General features: G+C 74.9%; 14 protein-coding genes, 1 tRNA gene and 1 other RNA gene. 11 read left to right on the forward strand and 5 right to left on the reverse strand.

Annotated features, from left to right (window positions below; genetic code table 11):
* Positions 1–102 precede the first annotated feature (102 nt).
* Positions 103–960, forward strand: a complete 858-nt coding sequence (locus tag ACP7CD_RS08010; protein WP_017833888.1) for a hydroxymethylpyrimidine/phosphomethylpyrimidine kinase — start codon at positions 103–105, stop codon at positions 958–960.
* Positions 961–1,166: 206 nt separating this feature from the next.
* Positions 1,167–1,835 (forward strand): TetR/AcrR family transcriptional regulator, encoded by a 669-nt coding sequence (locus tag ACP7CD_RS08015; protein WP_017833887.1) that lies wholly within the window; start codon positions 1,167–1,169, stop codon positions 1,833–1,835.
* On the opposite strand, the gene ACP7CD_RS08020 is transcribed toward ACP7CD_RS08015, so the two are convergent.
* Both ACP7CD_RS08020 and ACP7CD_RS08025 read right to left on the reverse strand, forming a co-directional pair.
* Entirely contained in the window at positions 1,819–2,169 is a 351-nt protein-coding gene (locus ACP7CD_RS08020) for a type II toxin-antitoxin system VapB family antitoxin (RefSeq protein WP_133409040.1), read from the reverse strand. The two genes, ACP7CD_RS08015 and ACP7CD_RS08020, sit on opposite strands and share 17 nt — an antisense overlap.
* Positions 2,170–2,237: 68 nt before the next feature.
* Positions 2,238–3,605, reverse strand: coding sequence for a hypothetical protein (locus tag ACP7CD_RS08025; RefSeq protein WP_426119850.1), 1,368 nt, complete (start codon positions 3,603–3,605; stop codon positions 2,238–2,240).
* Between the two features lie 181 nt (positions 3,606–3,786).
* Between ACP7CD_RS08025 and ACP7CD_RS08030 the strand changes: the two genes are divergently transcribed.
* On the forward strand, positions 3,787–4,596 hold the full coding sequence (locus tag ACP7CD_RS08030) for a hypothetical protein (protein ID WP_426119852.1): 810 nt from the start codon (positions 3,787–3,789) through the stop codon (positions 4,594–4,596).
* Between the two features lie 125 nt (positions 4,597–4,721).
* Here ACP7CD_RS08030 and ACP7CD_RS08035 read toward each other — a convergent pair.
* Positions 4,722–4,806 (reverse strand) — tRNA-Ser (locus ACP7CD_RS08035).
* A 132-nt stretch (positions 4,807–4,938) separates the two neighbouring features.
* On the opposite strand from ACP7CD_RS08035, the gene ffs reads away from it, so the two are divergent.
* From ffs to ACP7CD_RS08065, 6 genes are all read left to right on the forward strand, one after another.
* Positions 4,939–5,035: signal recognition particle sRNA small type (ffs, locus tag ACP7CD_RS08040), an RNA gene on the forward strand.
* A 75-nt stretch (positions 5,036–5,110) separates the two neighbouring features.
* On the forward strand, positions 5,111–8,224 hold the full coding sequence (locus ACP7CD_RS08045; protein WP_426119854.1) for a DNA polymerase III subunit gamma and tau: 3,114 nt from the start codon (positions 5,111–5,113) through the stop codon (positions 8,222–8,224).
* 91 nt (positions 8,225–8,315) lie between these two features.
* The gene (gene recR, locus ACP7CD_RS08050) at positions 8,316–8,912 is read left to right on the forward strand and encodes a recombination mediator RecR (RefSeq protein ID WP_017833883.1); all 597 of its coding nucleotides are present in this window, start codon (positions 8,316–8,318) and stop codon (positions 8,910–8,912) included.
* Positions 8,913–9,008: 96 nt separating this feature from the next.
* Positions 9,009–10,295 (forward strand): aspartate kinase, encoded by a 1,287-nt coding sequence (locus ACP7CD_RS08055; protein ID WP_017833882.1) that lies wholly within the window; start codon positions 9,009–9,011, stop codon positions 10,293–10,295.
* Between the two features lie 46 nt (positions 10,296–10,341).
* Positions 10,342–11,277, forward strand: coding sequence for a 3-methyladenine DNA glycosylase (locus ACP7CD_RS08060; RefSeq protein ID WP_426119857.1), 936 nt, complete (start codon positions 10,342–10,344; stop codon positions 11,275–11,277).
* Positions 11,274–11,651 (forward strand): Rieske 2Fe-2S domain-containing protein, encoded by a 378-nt coding sequence (locus tag ACP7CD_RS08065; RefSeq protein WP_115163060.1) that lies wholly within the window; start codon positions 11,274–11,276, stop codon positions 11,649–11,651. The genes ACP7CD_RS08060 and ACP7CD_RS08065 overlap by 4 nt, the downstream gene beginning before the upstream one ends.
* Before the next feature lie 7 nt (positions 11,652–11,658).
* On the opposite strand, the gene ACP7CD_RS08070 is transcribed toward ACP7CD_RS08065, so the two are convergent.
* Together ACP7CD_RS08070 and ACP7CD_RS08075 are read right to left on the reverse strand one after the other, a co-directional pair.
* Positions 11,659–12,273: a helix-turn-helix domain-containing protein gene (locus tag ACP7CD_RS08070; RefSeq protein ID WP_426119859.1), complete on the reverse strand. Its 615-nt coding sequence runs from the start codon at positions 12,271–12,273 to the stop codon at positions 11,659–11,661.
* 53 nt (positions 12,274–12,326) lie between these two features.
* The gene (locus tag ACP7CD_RS08075) at positions 12,327–12,818 is read right to left on the reverse strand and encodes a hypothetical protein (RefSeq protein ID WP_426119861.1); all 492 of its coding nucleotides are present in this window, start codon (positions 12,816–12,818) and stop codon (positions 12,327–12,329) included.
* Between the two features lie 187 nt (positions 12,819–13,005).
* On the opposite strand from ACP7CD_RS08075, the gene purS reads away from it, so the two are divergent.
* Positions 13,006–13,269, forward strand: coding sequence for a phosphoribosylformylglycinamidine synthase subunit PurS (gene purS / locus ACP7CD_RS08080; RefSeq protein ID WP_031283211.1), 264 nt, complete (start codon positions 13,006–13,008; stop codon positions 13,267–13,269).
* A gap of 2 nt (positions 13,270–13,271) precedes the next feature.
* The gene (purQ, locus tag ACP7CD_RS08085) at positions 13,272–14,066 is read left to right on the forward strand and encodes a phosphoribosylformylglycinamidine synthase subunit PurQ (RefSeq protein WP_017833876.1); all 795 of its coding nucleotides are present in this window, start codon (positions 13,272–13,274) and stop codon (positions 14,064–14,066) included.
* Position 14,067: the final 1 nt, after the last annotated feature.

Raw genomic sequence — 14,067 nt, forward strand, 5'->3', positions numbered from 1 at the left:
CGCCGCGGGTCCCTGCGGGGACCGCGTGCCGGCCGGAGACCGTCCGACAGTCTAGCCCCGGCGGTTGGCCCCGGCACCGCGCGGGGGCGCAGAATGGCTCCCATGACCGACACCAGCACCGTTCCCACGCCCGCCGCGGCGGGCCCCGCCGACCAGCCGTCCGTCGCCCTGACGATCGCCGGCTCCGAGGCCACCGGCGGCGCCGGCGCGCAGGCGGACCTCAAGACCTTCCAGGAGCTCGGGGTCTTCGGATCCCTCGCGCTGACCTGCATCGTGTCCTTCGACCCGTCCGCCGACTGGGGCCACCGCCTGTTCCCCGTGCCGCAGGACGTCCTGCGCGAGCAGCTCGAGGCGATCACGGCCGCCCACGCGCTCGACGCCGTGAAGATCGGCATGCTGGGCAGCCCCGAGACCATCGCCACCACCGCCGAGGTGCTCACCGCGCTGGCCCCGCGCCACCTCGTCCTGGACCCGGTCCTCATCTGCAAGGGCCAGGAGCCCGGCGCGGCCCTGGACACCGACGAGGCGCTGAAGGCGAAGATCCTGCCGCTGGCCACGTTCGTGACCCCGAACCACTTCGAGTCCCTCTCCCTGGCCGGCATGGACGAGATCAGCACGGTCGAGGACCTCGAGGAGGCCGCCCGGCGGATCCACGAGACGTCCGGCGCCGTGGTCCTCGCCAAGGGCGGGGTCCGCCTCGCGGGCCCCGACGCCGTCGACGTCTTCTACGACGGGACCACCCTCGAGGTGCTCTCCGAGCCCAAGGTCGGCGAGGTCCCGGTGGCCGGGGCCGGCTGCACGCTGGCCGCCGCGGTCGCCGCGGAGCTGGCGAAGGGGGCCGCACCCCTCGAGGCGGCCCGCACCGCGAAGGCCTTCGTCTCCGCCGGCATCCGGCGCCGGATCACCTCGCGCGCCCCGTTCGACTCCCTCTGGCAGGGCGGCTCGGCCGCCGAACGGTGAGCGGGCGGCGGGCCCGGCCGCCGGATCGGCACCCGGGCCCGCCGTGCCCCACCCCGCCCGTGCTGGGGGTTTCCTGGACGTTTCCCCAGACTGTCTGTGCGAAGGAGCCCGAACGCGGGAAACGGTGGTGTCATAGTCAGACACACCGTCACCAAGGGCCAGAAAAGTGTGCATAATTTGGTGACACGGACAGATAAGGTGTCATCATGCCTCGTATTTCTGCGGCCACCAACGCCGCGCAGCGGGAGAACACCAAACGAGCGATCCTCGACTCCTTCGGCCAGCTGCTCTACCAGCAGGGCCTCACCGGTCTGACCATGACGCACGTGGCCAAGAACGCCGGCGTGGGCCGCACCGCGGTCTACAACTACTTCGCGGACATGGGCGAGCTCCTCGTGGCCTACGCCCTGGACGAGACCGAGCGGTTCATGACCGACCTGCGCCGCGACCTCGAGGGCGTCGCCAACCCGGTCGACCGGCTCGCCGTCTACATCCGCGCCCAGATCGAGGACCTCACCCGGCGCCACCTGCCCCCGGGCCCCACCATGCGCACCGTCCTCTCCCCGGAGGACTACCAGAAGCTGGGCGAGCACGTGGGCGAGCTGCAGGGCCTGCTGGCCGCCATCCTGCGGGACGCGATCGGCCGGGCCTACCTGCCGGAGGGCGACATCTCGGAGCTCGCCGCCCTGGTCCACGGGTCCCTGACCGCCGCGGCGGACCGCGGCCAGAACTCCGACCAGGACCGGGCGGCGCGGGAGCAGCACATCCGCTCCACCGTCCGCTTCATCCAGCAGGGCCTGGGGGCGCAGTTCGACGCCGGGGGCCACCCCGTGCCGCTCGCGTCCGAGCGGCCCCCCCTCAGCGCGGCGTCCTGACCGCGCCCCGCTCGCTCCCCGCCCGCGCGCCCGGCGCGGGGGCGAGCTCCAGCACGCGCGCGTGCAGCACGGTGCGGTGGTGCAGCGCGGTGCGCAGCGCCCGGTGCAGCCCGTCCTCCAGGTAGAGGTCGCCCTCCCACCGCACCACGTGCGGGAAGAGGTCGCCGTAGAAGGTGGAGTCCGCGTCCAGCAGGGTCGCCAGGTCCAGGGTGGTCTTCGTGGTGACCAGTTCGTCCAGCCGGACCTGCCGCGGCGCGATGCCGGACCAGTCGGTCGGCGTGACGAGGCCGTGGTCCGGGTACGGGCGGGAGTCGCCCACGGCCTTGAAGATCATGCGTTCATCCTAGGGGCGGGCCCCGCAGGAGGCATCTGCGGGGCCCGCCGGCCGGCGCGTGCCCGGGGTCAGCCGCGGGTCACGGTGACGGCCCGGGTGGTGGCGTTCCACTCGATCCGCCCGCCGGTGTAGTTCTGGGCCGCGCCGCCCGGGGTGCTGTACTCGTCGGTGGTCGGATAGCCCAGTCCTCGCTCGTGGCCCAGCGCCGCCCACTTCTGGCCGATGGCCCCGTACTCCTTGACCGCCCTCGATCCGGTGCGCGCGGACCACAGGATCTTGGTCCGCTTCCCGGATGCGTCGAAGACCTGGTAGGCGCCGCCGTCGGCGACCCGGCGCTCGTCCGTCCGCGGCGGGCCGTAGCTGCCCGCGTAGCCGCCTGCCGCGAACTTCTGGCCGATGGACCCGCCGTAGTCGACCACCCGGGTCCCGGTGGTCCCGGACCAGTAGAGGGCCTTGTCCCGTCCGTCGGCGCCGGCGAAGCGCTGGTAGACGGAGCCGTGCCCGGAGGCGTACTCCGCGCTGACCGGGGTGGCCCACGCGGTGCCGCCCAGCGCCGCCCACGTGCGGCCGATCGCACCGGTGAGCTGGTACCCGCCGACCACGTCGTTGCCCGTCGGCGAGACGGTCTCGGGCTTCGGGGCGGCGCCGGCGTAGAGGCGGTCGACGTCGTCGCCGACCAGGTCGGCCAGGTCGTAGTTGGTGTGGTGCAGCCCGGGCATGACCACGCGGTCCGCCTTCGGGAACCCGGCCTTCTGGTACGCGGCGGCGCCCTTGCCGGCCGCTTCCAGCGCGGACCAGGTGGACGGCTGGGTGGCGCCGTAGCTGTCGAGGGAGCCGACGTACCAGGTCGGGTCCGTGGCCCGGAGCGCGGCGTCGGGAGTGCTCTCGAGCCGGCCGTTGTAGACGCCGCCGCCGCCGATGAGGGTCGACCCGCCGCCGCGGATCCAGCCCGCCCGGTCGGAGAGCACCTCGGTGGAGATGAACTCGGCGCCGCCGGAGTACCCGGCCAGGTGGATGCGGGTCGCGTCGACCCGCTGTTCGGCGACGACCTTGGCCGCCAGGGCCCGGAACCAGTCCCCGACCGCCTCGCTGTTGGAGGTCCAGGACCGGTTGGCCGGGGCGACCGGCACCACGAGGATCATGTTCCGGGCCGCGGCCCGGGCGGCCATGCTCTTGAGCATCGACGTGGTGGGGCGCTGGGCGTAGTACTGTCCGTCGCCGTCGAAGTAGAAGACCGCGCCCACGGTCTTCGAGCGGTCCACCCCGGCGTCGTAGAGGTGGTACTGGGAGGAGATGCCGGCGGCGGTGTGGACCGTGTTGGTCGTCGAGGCGTGGGCCGGGGCGGCCGCGCCGGCCATCGTCCCGGCGAGCATCGCGCCGGCCAGCAGAGCGGCCGGCAGCGCGGTCGAGGGCATGGGGAATGAAGGCAGCTTCATGAGGACCTCTTGGGGGGAGAGAGGACGGGGGGCGCGCAGCCGGGGGGCAGCTGCGAGTGTGGCGGAACAGCCCGTTCCGCCACATCAGCAGGGTATTGCATTAGTGAACGCAGGGAACGGAACGACGTAAAGTTACGGTGTGCTCCTGTCCCGCCCGCTTCCCCCCGGAGAGACCGCCCCCATGACCCTTCGCCCCCTGGCGCTGGCCGCCCTGCTCCTGCTCGCCCCCGTGCCGGGAGCGGCCCACGCCGCCGAGACCGCGCTACCCCCCGCGACGGGCGCGGACTCCCCCGCCGCAGTCCCGTCCCCCGCGCCCCCGTCCGACGACGAGCCGGCCGGCCCCCGGCCGGGAACCGGTCCCGCCGAGGCCCCCGACACCACGCCCGAGCCCGGCGGAGCCCCCGCGCCGGAGCCCGGCGGCACGGCGCCGGGCGCGCACCTCTCCCCCGCTCCCGGCGGGCACGCGGCACCGGAGCCCGACGGAGTCCGCGCCGAGGACGGCCGTGCCGGAGACGCCCGCGCAGAGGACGGCGGCGCGGGGAACGACCGTGCAGGAGGTGACCGCGCAGGAGGTGACCGCGCAGGAGGTGACCGCGCAGGGGATGCCCGCCCGGAGGCGGCCCCCGGCACGCCCTCGGGTGCGGACTCGAACCCCGGCTCGGACCCGGACCGGGACCCGGACCCGGGGGAGCTCTCCGCCCTGGAGCGCGCCTCCTTCGTCGGGCCCGGCCCCGCCGTGGCCCACCGTCCCGGCTCCGGAGCGCTGGTCCGGGACGGGGCCGCGCTGCGGGCGCAGGTCCTGGCGGGGCAGCAGCAGGTGACGCCCGGGACGCTCACGCGCATCTCGGTGGGTACCGTGACCCGGGTTCCCGCGCAGGACGCGACCGGGGACTCCTCCACCGCGTGGTGGGTCGGTGGGCTCGCGGCACTGGGCGCCGCGGCGGCCGGCGGCGTCGTCGCCCGCGGCTCCCGCGCGCGCCGCCCGCACTGAGGGGCGGCCGCCGGGGCGCCGCGGCGGCCGGAGCCGCGGGCCGGCGACCCTCGGGCCGGTGGAGGAACCAGAAAGAGCCCCGCACCGGGATGAACATCTCCGGTGCGGGGCTCTTGCTGCGAGTGCGGAGGATGGGGGATTTGAACCCCCGAGGGCGTGAACCCAACACGCGTTCCAGGCGTGCGCCATAGGCCGCTAGGCGAATCCTCCAGGCACGCACGACCGGCGGCCTGACGGCGCCGGAACATGCGGGGTCCAGCATAACCGAACCGCCGGGCAATGCCGAATCCACGGCGCCGGGGCCGGGTTTCGACCCGGCCCGCCGCATCCGCTAGACTCGTCGACAGCCCCTCGCGTGGCGTCATCCTGTTGAACTCCCCCAGGACCGGAAGGTAGCAAGGGTAAATGGGCTCTGGCGGGTGCGCGAGGGGTCTTCTCGTCCCCGCGGCGGCCCGCGTCCCCAGCGCCGATCCGCCCGGCCCGCCTGTCGGATTCCGTCGCTAAGGTGTCATCTGTGACTACCGCCCTGTACCGCCGCTACCGCCCGGAGACCTTCGAGGACGTCATCGGTCAGGAGCACGTGACCGAGCCGCTGATGACGGCGCTGCGCAAGGACAGGGTCAGCCACGCCTACCTCTTCTCCGGCCCGCGCGGCTGCGGCAAGACCACCTCCGCCCGCATCCTGGCCCGCTGCCTCAACTGCGCGGAGGGCCCCACCGCCACCCCGTGCGGCCGCTGCGACAGCTGCCGCGACCTGGCCCGGGACGGCGCCGGCTCCCTCGACGTGATCGAGATGGACGCGGCCAGCCACGGCGGCGTGGACCACGCCCGCGACCTGCGGGAGCGCGCCACGTTCGCGCCCGTCCGGGACCGGTACAAGATCTTCATCATCGACGAGGCGCACATGGTCACGCGCGAGGGCTTCAACGCCCTGCTCAAGATCGTCGAGGAGCCGCCGGAGCACATCAAGTTCATCTTCGCGACCACCGAGCCGAGCAAGGTGCTCACGACCATCCGGTCCCGCACCCACCACTACCCCTTCCGGCTGGTCCCCACCGAGCCGCTCATGCACTACCTGGAGCAGCTCTGCGCCGAGGAGCACGTGCAGGTGGCCCCGGGGGTGCTCTCCCTCGTGGTCCGCGCGGGCGCCGGATCCGTCCGCGACACCCTCTCCGTGCTCGACCAGCTCATGGCCGGCTCCGACGAGCAGGGCATCGGCTACGACCTCGCCGTGGCCCTGCTGGGCTACACGCACGGCGCCCTGCTCGACGACGTGGTCGACGCCTTCGCGTCCGGGGACGGCGCCACGGTGTTCCGCGCGGTGGACCGGGTGGTGCAGACGGGGCAGGACCCGCGCCGCTTCGTGGAGGACCTGCTCGAGCGGTTCCGGGACCTCATCATCGTCAACGCGGTCCCGGAGTCCGCGGGCAACATCCTGCACGGCATGCCCCAGGACCAGATCGCCCGGCTGCGCAACCAGGCGTCCCAGCTCGGGGCGGCGGAGCTCTCCCGCGCCGCCGACATCACGAACACGGCCCTCACCGAGATGACGGGGGCCACCTCGCCCCAGCTGCACCTCGAGCTGCTGTGCGCGCGCATCCTCCTGCCGTCCTCGGAGGACACCACGCGCGGCGTCACGGCCCGCGTCGACCGGCTGGAACGGCGCCTGAGCATCGGGCGGGGCGCCGCCGCGGCCGGTCCGGACGAGACCGCCGACGCCCCCGCGCCCTCCCCCGCGGCCTCATCCTCCGCGCCGACCGCGCCGGCGGGTCCGGGCGCCCCGCCCGGGGGCCGGAGCCACTCGCAGCCCGACTCGCAGTCTGCCCCGGCGCCGGAGCGACCGGCACCGCCCGCGCCCGGCGGGGACGCGCAGCAGGCGGTCCCGGCGGTCCCGCGGGGGACGGATCCGCGCGAGCGGACCGCCCAGGGCGCTGGACAGGGCTTTGGACAGGACCCCGGGCACGCCGCGGCGGCTCCCGAGCGCCCGTCCGCCCGGGAGGACAGCGGACCGGAGCGGCCCACCGGACGGGAGGCGCCCGCCGCAGCGGAGCGTCCTGACGCGCCGCGGCAGGACGCCGCGGCGCAGGCGCCCCGCCAGGACACGCCCCGGGCGGGCGAGCAGAGCGGCAACGAGATCGACCTGCTGCGGGCCTCCTGGCCGGAGATCGTCAACGCCCTCGCGGACATCCGCCGCGTCGCGTGGTTCACGGTCCAGCGCGGCACCCCGCAGTCCTTCGACGGCAAGGTGCTGCGCATCATGTTCGACGCCGAGGGCGACCTCATGAACTTCCCGCGCTTCGAGGACGACCTGCGGCAGGCGGTCCAGCAGATCCTCGGCATCGACTGCCGTGCGGAGGCCGTCCCGCCGGGCGGCGGCGGGCACGGCCGGGGCGGTGGCGGCGGCGGAGCCCCGCGCGGCCCGGAGCCGTCGACGCGCCCGCCCGGGCGCCCGGCCGAACCGGGGCCCGGGACCGACGGGGAGCGCCCCGAACGGCGCGCCCCCGAGGACCGGTCCCGGGGCGGCCAGGACCGGCGACCCCCGGCCCAGGACCGGCCGGGCGCACCGCGCGGCCGGGAGCAGCAGCCGACCCCGCCCCGGGCCGCGAGCACGCCCCCGGACGGCGCACCGGGCACCGCGACGGACTCCGCGCCGGAGCCGCCCGCGGGCGCGCCGTCCCCGGACGGGGACGGCGGCGGCCAGGACCCCTGGGACGCCCACGGCCGACCCGCCACGGACGCGCCGGCGGAGTGGACCGACCCCGCCTGGGCCCAGGAGCCCGTGCACAGCTGGTCCGTGGCCGCCATTCCCCAGGGCGGCGCCCCGGCCGCGGCCCCTGCCGGGCCCCCGGCCGCACCCGCACCCCGGGCTCCGGCGCAGCCCGAGGCCCGGCCGCCGGGACCGGCCCGGACGGCGGAGGACCCCGCCGGCGCCCAGCCCGCCGACCGGCCGGCACCGCAGCCCGGGACGCAGCCCGGAGCACCGTCCGACCCCGGTCGGACCGGGCGCCCGGGCCCCGCCTTCCCCGGCGAGGCCCCGGGGGCACGGGACCGGGGCGTCCCCCCGTCGGACGACGACGTCCCGCCGCCCGAGGAGCCCCCGTACCCGGACGATCCCCCTTACCCCGACGACCTGGACGCGGCGCCCCCGGAGCAGTGGCGGCCCGCGGCCCCCGCACGGCAGAGCCCTGCGTCCGCTCCCCGTTCCGGGGGCGGACCCGGCAACCGGTCGACCGGCAGCGCCACGCCCCCCACCGCCCACCCGGCCGCCCGCCCGGAGGATCCCCGGACCGCGACGGGCGCCTCTGCCCCGGCTCCGACGGCGAACCCGGCGGCCCCAGCGGCCCCGGCCGCCCCGCGGCAGGACGCCCCGTCGGCGGCACCGGCCGGCGCCGACCGGAACGCACGGCTGAGCTTCCGGGAGCGCCACGCCGCGGCCATCGCCGCGGGGCGCAAGGCACCCGCCTCCGCCGCGGCCCCGCAGGACAGCGGCGTAGAATGGGACGACTCCTTCGTGCCCAGCTCGGACGACGAGGCGCTCGAGGACTCCACCCTCTACGGCCGCGCCGCGATCGAGCGGATCCTCGGGGGGATGCTGATCGAGGAGCGGGACCTCCACACCGGGGAGTGAGCCGGGACCGCCCCGCGCACCGGCACCCCGGTGACGTCGTGGCCGAGGACGATCAGGAGGGCCGTGCACCGGCCCGGAAATCGAGGGAAACGTGTACGAAGGCGCTGTTCAGGATCTGATCGACGAGCTGGGCCGGTTGCCCGGCGTCGGGCCGAAGTCCGCGCAGCGGATCGCGTTCCACCTCCTCGACGCCGACAAGGAGGACGTCCGGCGGCTGGCCGACGCCATGACGGCGGTCAAGGACAAGGTGAAGTTCTGCCGGATCTGCGGGAACGTGTCCGAGCTGGACGAGTGCGCCATCTGCCGCGACGCCCGCCGGGACGACAGCGTCATCTGCGTGGTCGAGGAGTCGAAGGACGTCATGGCCATCGAGCGCACCCGCAGCTTCCGCGGCCGGTACCACGTCCTGGGCGGGGCGATCAGCCCCATCCAGGGCATCGGCCCCGACCAGCTGCGCATCCGGGAGCTCATGACGCGGCTCTCCGGCGACACCGTGCAGGAGGTCGTGCTCGCCACCGACCCGAACCTGGAGGGCGAGGCCACCGCCACCTACCTCTCCCGCATGCTCAAGACCCTCGGGATCCGCGTGACCCGCCTGGCCTCCGGGCTGCCCGTGGGCGGCGATCTCGAGTACGCCGACGAGGTGACCCTCGGCCGCGCGTTCGAGGGCCGGACGGTCGTCGCCTGACGCACTCGCGTAGGATGTCCTGGTGCCCTGCCGCGGGGAGCGGGCGCACGGCCCGGCCCCGACCGCCGGCCGCCCTCGAGCACAGGAGTTGAACCCATGAGCCTGATCGTGCAGAAGTTCGGTGGATCCTCCGTCGCGGACGCCGACGGCATCCGCCGCGTTGCACGGCGGATCGTCGAGACGCGCAACAGGGGCCACGACGTCGTCGTCGTCGTCTCCGCGATGGGCGACACCACGGACGAGCTCCTGGACCTCGCCCACGAGGTCACCCGCAAGCCCCCGGCCCGCGAGCTCGACATGCTGCTCACCGCCGGCGAGCGGATCTCCATGGCGCTGCTGGCCATGGCGGTGTCCGGGATGGGCGCTCCCGCCCAGTCCTTCACCGGGTCGCAGGCGGGGATGGTCACCGACGGCGCGCACGGCGCCGCCCTCCTCGTGGAGGTCAATCCGCTGCGCGTGCGCGAGTCCCTGGACCAGGGCAACATCGCGATCATCGCCGGGTTCCAGGGCGTGCACCGCCAGACCAAGGACATCACCACCCTGGGCCGCGGCGGCTCGGACACCACGGCCGTGGCGCTGGCCGCGGCCCTCGACGCCGACGTCTGCGAGATCTACTCCGACGTCGACGGCGTGTTCACCGCCGACCCCCGCATCGCGCCCAGGGCCCGCAAGCTGGACGTGGTCAGCAGCGAGGAGATGCTCGAGCTCGCCGCGAACGGCGCGAAGATCCTGCACCTGCGCTGCGTCGAGTACGCCCGCCGCTTCGGCGTGAAGCTGCACGTCCGCTCGTCCTTCTCCCACAACGAGGGCACCTGGGTCATCCCGGGCCCCGAAGACGCCGTCACCTCCCCGAAGGAGATCCCGTTGGAACAGCCCCTCATCTCCGGCATCGCCCACGACCGCACGCAGGCGAAGGTCACCGTCGTCGGGGTGCCGGACAAGCCCGGCATCGCCGCCCGGATCTTCCGGCTGCTCGCGGAGGCGAAGGTCAACGTGGACATGATCGTGCAGAACATCTCCACCGGCGACGACCCGCTGACGGACCTCTCCTTCACGGTGGACGAGTCCCAGGGCGATCTGGCCATGAGCCTGCTGCGCGCCGCCGAGGAGAAGATCGGCTACGCGGGCCTGGAGTACGACGACGAGGTCGGCAAGCTCTCCCTCGTGGGCGCCGGCATGAAGTCGAACCCCGGGGTGACCTTCACGTTCTTCGAGGCGCTCGCGGCCGCGAACATCAACATCGACATGATCTCGACCTCCGAGGTCCGGATCTCGGTGGTCACGGCCGCCGACCGGCTCGACGAGGCCGTGCGCGTGGTGCACAGCGCCTTCGGCCTGGACTCCGACGAGGAGGCCACGGTCCACGCGGGGACCGGCCGCTGATCCCCGTGCCGCGCTCCACCGGTCCGTCGACGACGGGGCGGGTCCCGTGACCCGCCCCGTCGTCGTCCTGTCCCGCGCGGAGTGGGCGCCGCGGGCGCACGCCCACGAGCAGCGCGCGGCGCGCCGCGCGGACCCGTTCGTGGCCCGCCGCCACCGCGGGCACAAGCACCCGGTCGAGGACTTCCTGTTCACCTACTACACCCTCAAGCCCGCGCAGCTGAAGCGCTGGCACCCCGGGGCGGGCACCGTGCTGCTGGACGCCGCGGACCGCGCCGGGGAGAAGTTCTACCGCACGCTCACCGGCGCCGAGCTCACGGCCCTGGGGCTCAGCGCCCGGGACGGGGCCGTGACCGTGGACGACGACGCCCTCCGGGACCGGCGGGCCCCCGCGATCGACTTCGCCCGGGCGGTGCTGGGCGCGCACGCGGGCAACCCGGGCTTCTTCGGCTGCTTCGGCCTGCACGAGTGGGCGATGGCCTACCGCTCGGAGGACAACGACCTCCGCCACGAGCAGCTCGAGCTGCGGCTCGGGGCCGCGGGCACCGACGCCGTGGTGGAGTCCGCCCGGATCCGGTGCACCCACTTCGACGCGTTCCGGTTCTTCCAGCCGCAGGCCGTGCCGCTCAACGAGCTGCGGCCCACCCGGGAGTCCCAGCGCCGGATGGAGCAGCCGGGCTGCCTGCACGCCACCATGGACCTCTACAAGTGGGCGTACAAGCTCGTCCCGGGGATCCCCTCCGAGCTGCTGATGGACTGCTTCGAGCTGGCGTGGGACGTGCGGGAGACCGACATGCGGGCCGCCCCCTACGACCTCTCCGGCTGGGGCTACGAACCCGTGCGGATCGAGACGCCGGAGGGCAAGGCCGAGTACGTGCGCCGGCAGCGGGAGTTCGCCCGGCGCGCCGAGCCGCTGCGCCGCAGGCTCGGCGCAGCCCTCGAGGTCCTCGACCCGGCCCGCGCCACCGACGGGGCGGCGGCGTGAGCGCGCCCGGGGAGCCCGCCGGCGGCTGGGAGCGGATCGTGGCGGTCTCCGCCGTGCCGGGCCCGCTCGACTTCGTGACGGCGCCCTCCAGCACGGGGCCGGTCCTCGTCACCCGTGACGCCGGGGGCGCGCTGCACGTGCTGCGCAACACCTGCACCCACCAGCAGGCCACCGTGTGCCGGGAGTCCGCCGGGCGCGCCGAGACGTTCGAGTGCCCCAACCACTTCTGGGTCTTCGCCGCCGACGGGCGGTTCGTGGGGTCCCGCCTGGCCCTGGCGGCCGGCCGGGAGGCACCGCCGGACCCCGCCAAGGACCTCCTGCGGGCGGCGGCGGTCGACGTGGTCGAGGGCTGGGTCGTGGCCCGCTTCGACTGAGGCGGGGTCAGTGCGGCGCGGGCGCGCCGTCGTCGTCGCGCCGCTGCCGCCCCGCGAGCCAGGCCTGGACGTCCGAGCGCCGGATCCGGCGGTGGCTGCCCCGGTACTGCACGGGCAGGGTGCCCTCGGTGGTGAGGTTGCGCAGATAGGTGGCCGAGATCCCGGCGAGGGCGGCCGCCTGCGAGGTGGTCAGCAGGTCCTCCGGGGAGTCCGGGGCGGCCCCGTCCTCGCCGTGGCGGGCGAGCCAGGCCTGGACGTCCGCGCGCCGGATCCGGCGGTGGCTGCCCCGGTACTGCACGGGCAGGACGCCCTCGGTGGTGAGGTTGCGCAGATAGGTGGCCGAGATCCCCGCGAGCGCGGCCGCCTGCGAGGTGGTCAGCAGGTCCCCGGGGTCCGCCGGCGGCTCCGCGGCGGAGGTCACCGCGGCGGACGTCACCGTGACGGTCTCCCCGCGGGTCATCCGGGAGAGGAGGTCCACGACGGCGTCGCGCGCCCCCTCCGGCAGGCGCAGGGAGGTGCCGTCCACGAAGACCGTCACGTCCCGGGCCTCGAGGGCGTCCGCGAGCCGCTCGGCCTCCTGGCCGCTGAGTCCGGGGGTGGTCGTCGCTGGGTGCTGGGTCATGGGCCCATTGTTCCAGCACCGCCCCGTTCCCCTCCGCCGGCAGCGGACCGGGCTCAGTCCGTCCCGCGCCGCCAGCGGAGGACGGCGAGCCACAGCAGCACCCCCGCCAGGCCCATCGTGCCGGGCACGAGCACGGGGGACGGCCCGACGGCCCCGCTGGTCGCCGCCCACAGCCGGGCCGCGCCCGACATCGCGTCCCAGGCCTCGGCGTACCGCGGGTCCAGCGATCCGGCCCTCAGGTTCGCCAGGACGTGCTCGTAGACGCCGTAGGCGCTGCCGAGCACGGAGACGACCGCGGCGACCCGCACGGTGCGGGCCGTCCCGGTGGTGCGCCGCACCAGCCACGCCACGGCCCCGAGCAGCAGCACGGCCAGCACCGCCCACGGCACCAGCTGGGCGGGTCCCTGCCAGTGCCGCAGCATCGCCAGCTCGGTCAGGGCGCCGAGAACCGTGCCGATCCCCAGCAGGGTCAGGACCCGGCGGTAGACCGAGACCAGGCGTGCGTCGTCGGTGCGGGCCCCTGCGGTCTGCGGTGCGGTGCTCATGGCACCACGGTCTACCGGACACGCCTTGGAGAATCCCGGGGCCCACCGCCCGGGCGGCCTGCCGGCGGGTGACCCCTACCACACCCGGCGGGCGGTCCGGGCCCGGCACGACCGGCGTGCCCGAGCCGATAGAATGGCTGACGTTCGCCGGATCCCGGCCCGCTGCTCGACCCTCAGGAGTTCCCCGATGGCCCGCATTGTTGTCGACGTCATGCCCAAGCCCGAGATCCTCGACCCGCAGGGGAAGGCGATCGCCAACGAACTGCCCCGCATCGGCCTGGACGGCTTCGCCGGTGTCCGGCAGGGCAAGCGCTTCGAGCTGACCGTCGACGGCGAGGCCACCGAGGACGCGCTGGCCCAGGCCCGCGAGGCCGCGGAGAAGCTGCTCTCCAACCCCGTCATCGAGGACGTCGTGCGCGTGGCCGTGCTCGACGAGACCGAGGAGAACTGAGCATGGCCGGTCTCGAGACCCCCCTCATCGCGGACCTCTCCGGCCCCGCGCCGGACGCTGGGCTCGCCGGCGCGCGCGTCGGCGTCGTGACCTTCCCCGGCACCCTCGACGACCGCGACGCGGCGCGCGCCGTGACGCTGGCCGGCGGCACCCCCGTCCCCCTCTGGTACGCCGACGAGGACCTGCAGGGCGTCGACGCCGTGATCCTGCCCGGCGGCTTCTCCTACGGCGACTACCTGCGCGCCGGGGCCATCGCCCGGTTCGCCCCCATCATGGCGCCGATCATCGACGGCGCGAACGCCGCGGGCACCTCCGGGTCCGCCCCGCTGCCGGTCCTCGGGATCTGCAACGGCTTCCAGATGCTCACCGAGTCGCACCTGCTGCCGGGTTCCATGATCAAGAACGAGCGCCTGAAGTTCCTGTGCCGGGACCAGCGCCTGCGCGTGGAGAACAGCACGACCGTGTGGACCACCGAGTTCGAGCAGGGCCAGGAGATCGTGGTCCCGCTCAAGAACCAGGACGGCCAGTACGTGGCGGACGAGCGGACCCTCGACGCCCTCGAGGCCGAGGGCCGCGTGGTCTTCCGCTACGTCGGGGGCAACCCCAACGGGTCCCGGCGGGACATCGCCGGGATCTGCAACGCCGGCGGCAACGTGGTGGGCCTCATGCCGCACCCCGAGCACGCGGTCGAGCCGGGCTTCGGCGCGGACTCCTCGGCCTCCGGCGAGGTCGGCATGCGCGACGGCACGGACGGGCTGGGCCTGTTCGTCTCCGCCCTCAAGGCACTGGTCAAGTAAG

The sequence above is a fragment of the Kocuria sp. LHG3120 genome (assembly GCF_049897445.1).
In the GTDB taxonomy this organism is placed as follows: Bacteria; Actinomycetota; Actinomycetes; order Actinomycetales; family Micrococcaceae; genus Kocuria; species Kocuria rosea.

Coding starts and splice junctions, on each gene's coding strand:
- ACP7CD_RS08010 (WP_017833888.1), top strand. CDS start 103: ATGACCGACACCAGCACCGTTCCCACGCCCGCCGCGGCGGGCCCCGCC.
- ACP7CD_RS08015 (WP_017833887.1), top strand. CDS start 1,167: ATGCCTCGTATTTCTGCGGCCACCAACGCCGCGCAGCGGGAGAACACC.
- ACP7CD_RS08020 (WP_133409040.1), bottom strand. CDS start 2,169: ATGATCTTCAAGGCCGTGGGCGACTCCCGCCCGTACCCGGACCACGGC.
- ACP7CD_RS08025 (WP_426119850.1), bottom strand. CDS start 3,605: ATGAAGCTGCCTTCATTCCCCATGCCCTCGACCGCGCTGCCGGCCGCT.
- ACP7CD_RS08030 (WP_426119852.1), top strand. CDS start 3,787: ATGACCCTTCGCCCCCTGGCGCTGGCCGCCCTGCTCCTGCTCGCCCCC.
- ACP7CD_RS08055 (WP_017833882.1), top strand. CDS start 9,009: ATGAGCCTGATCGTGCAGAAGTTCGGTGGATCCTCCGTCGCGGACGCC.
- ACP7CD_RS08070 (WP_426119859.1), bottom strand. CDS start 12,273: ATGACCCAGCACCCAGCGACGACCACCCCCGGACTCAGCGGCCAGGAG.
- ACP7CD_RS08075 (WP_426119861.1), bottom strand. CDS start 12,818: ATGAGCACCGCACCGCAGACCGCAGGGGCCCGCACCGACGACGCACGC.
- purS (WP_031283211.1), top strand. CDS start 13,006: ATGGCCCGCATTGTTGTCGACGTCATGCCCAAGCCCGAGATCCTCGAC.
- purQ (WP_017833876.1), top strand. CDS start 13,272: ATGGCCGGTCTCGAGACCCCCCTCATCGCGGACCTCTCCGGCCCCGCG.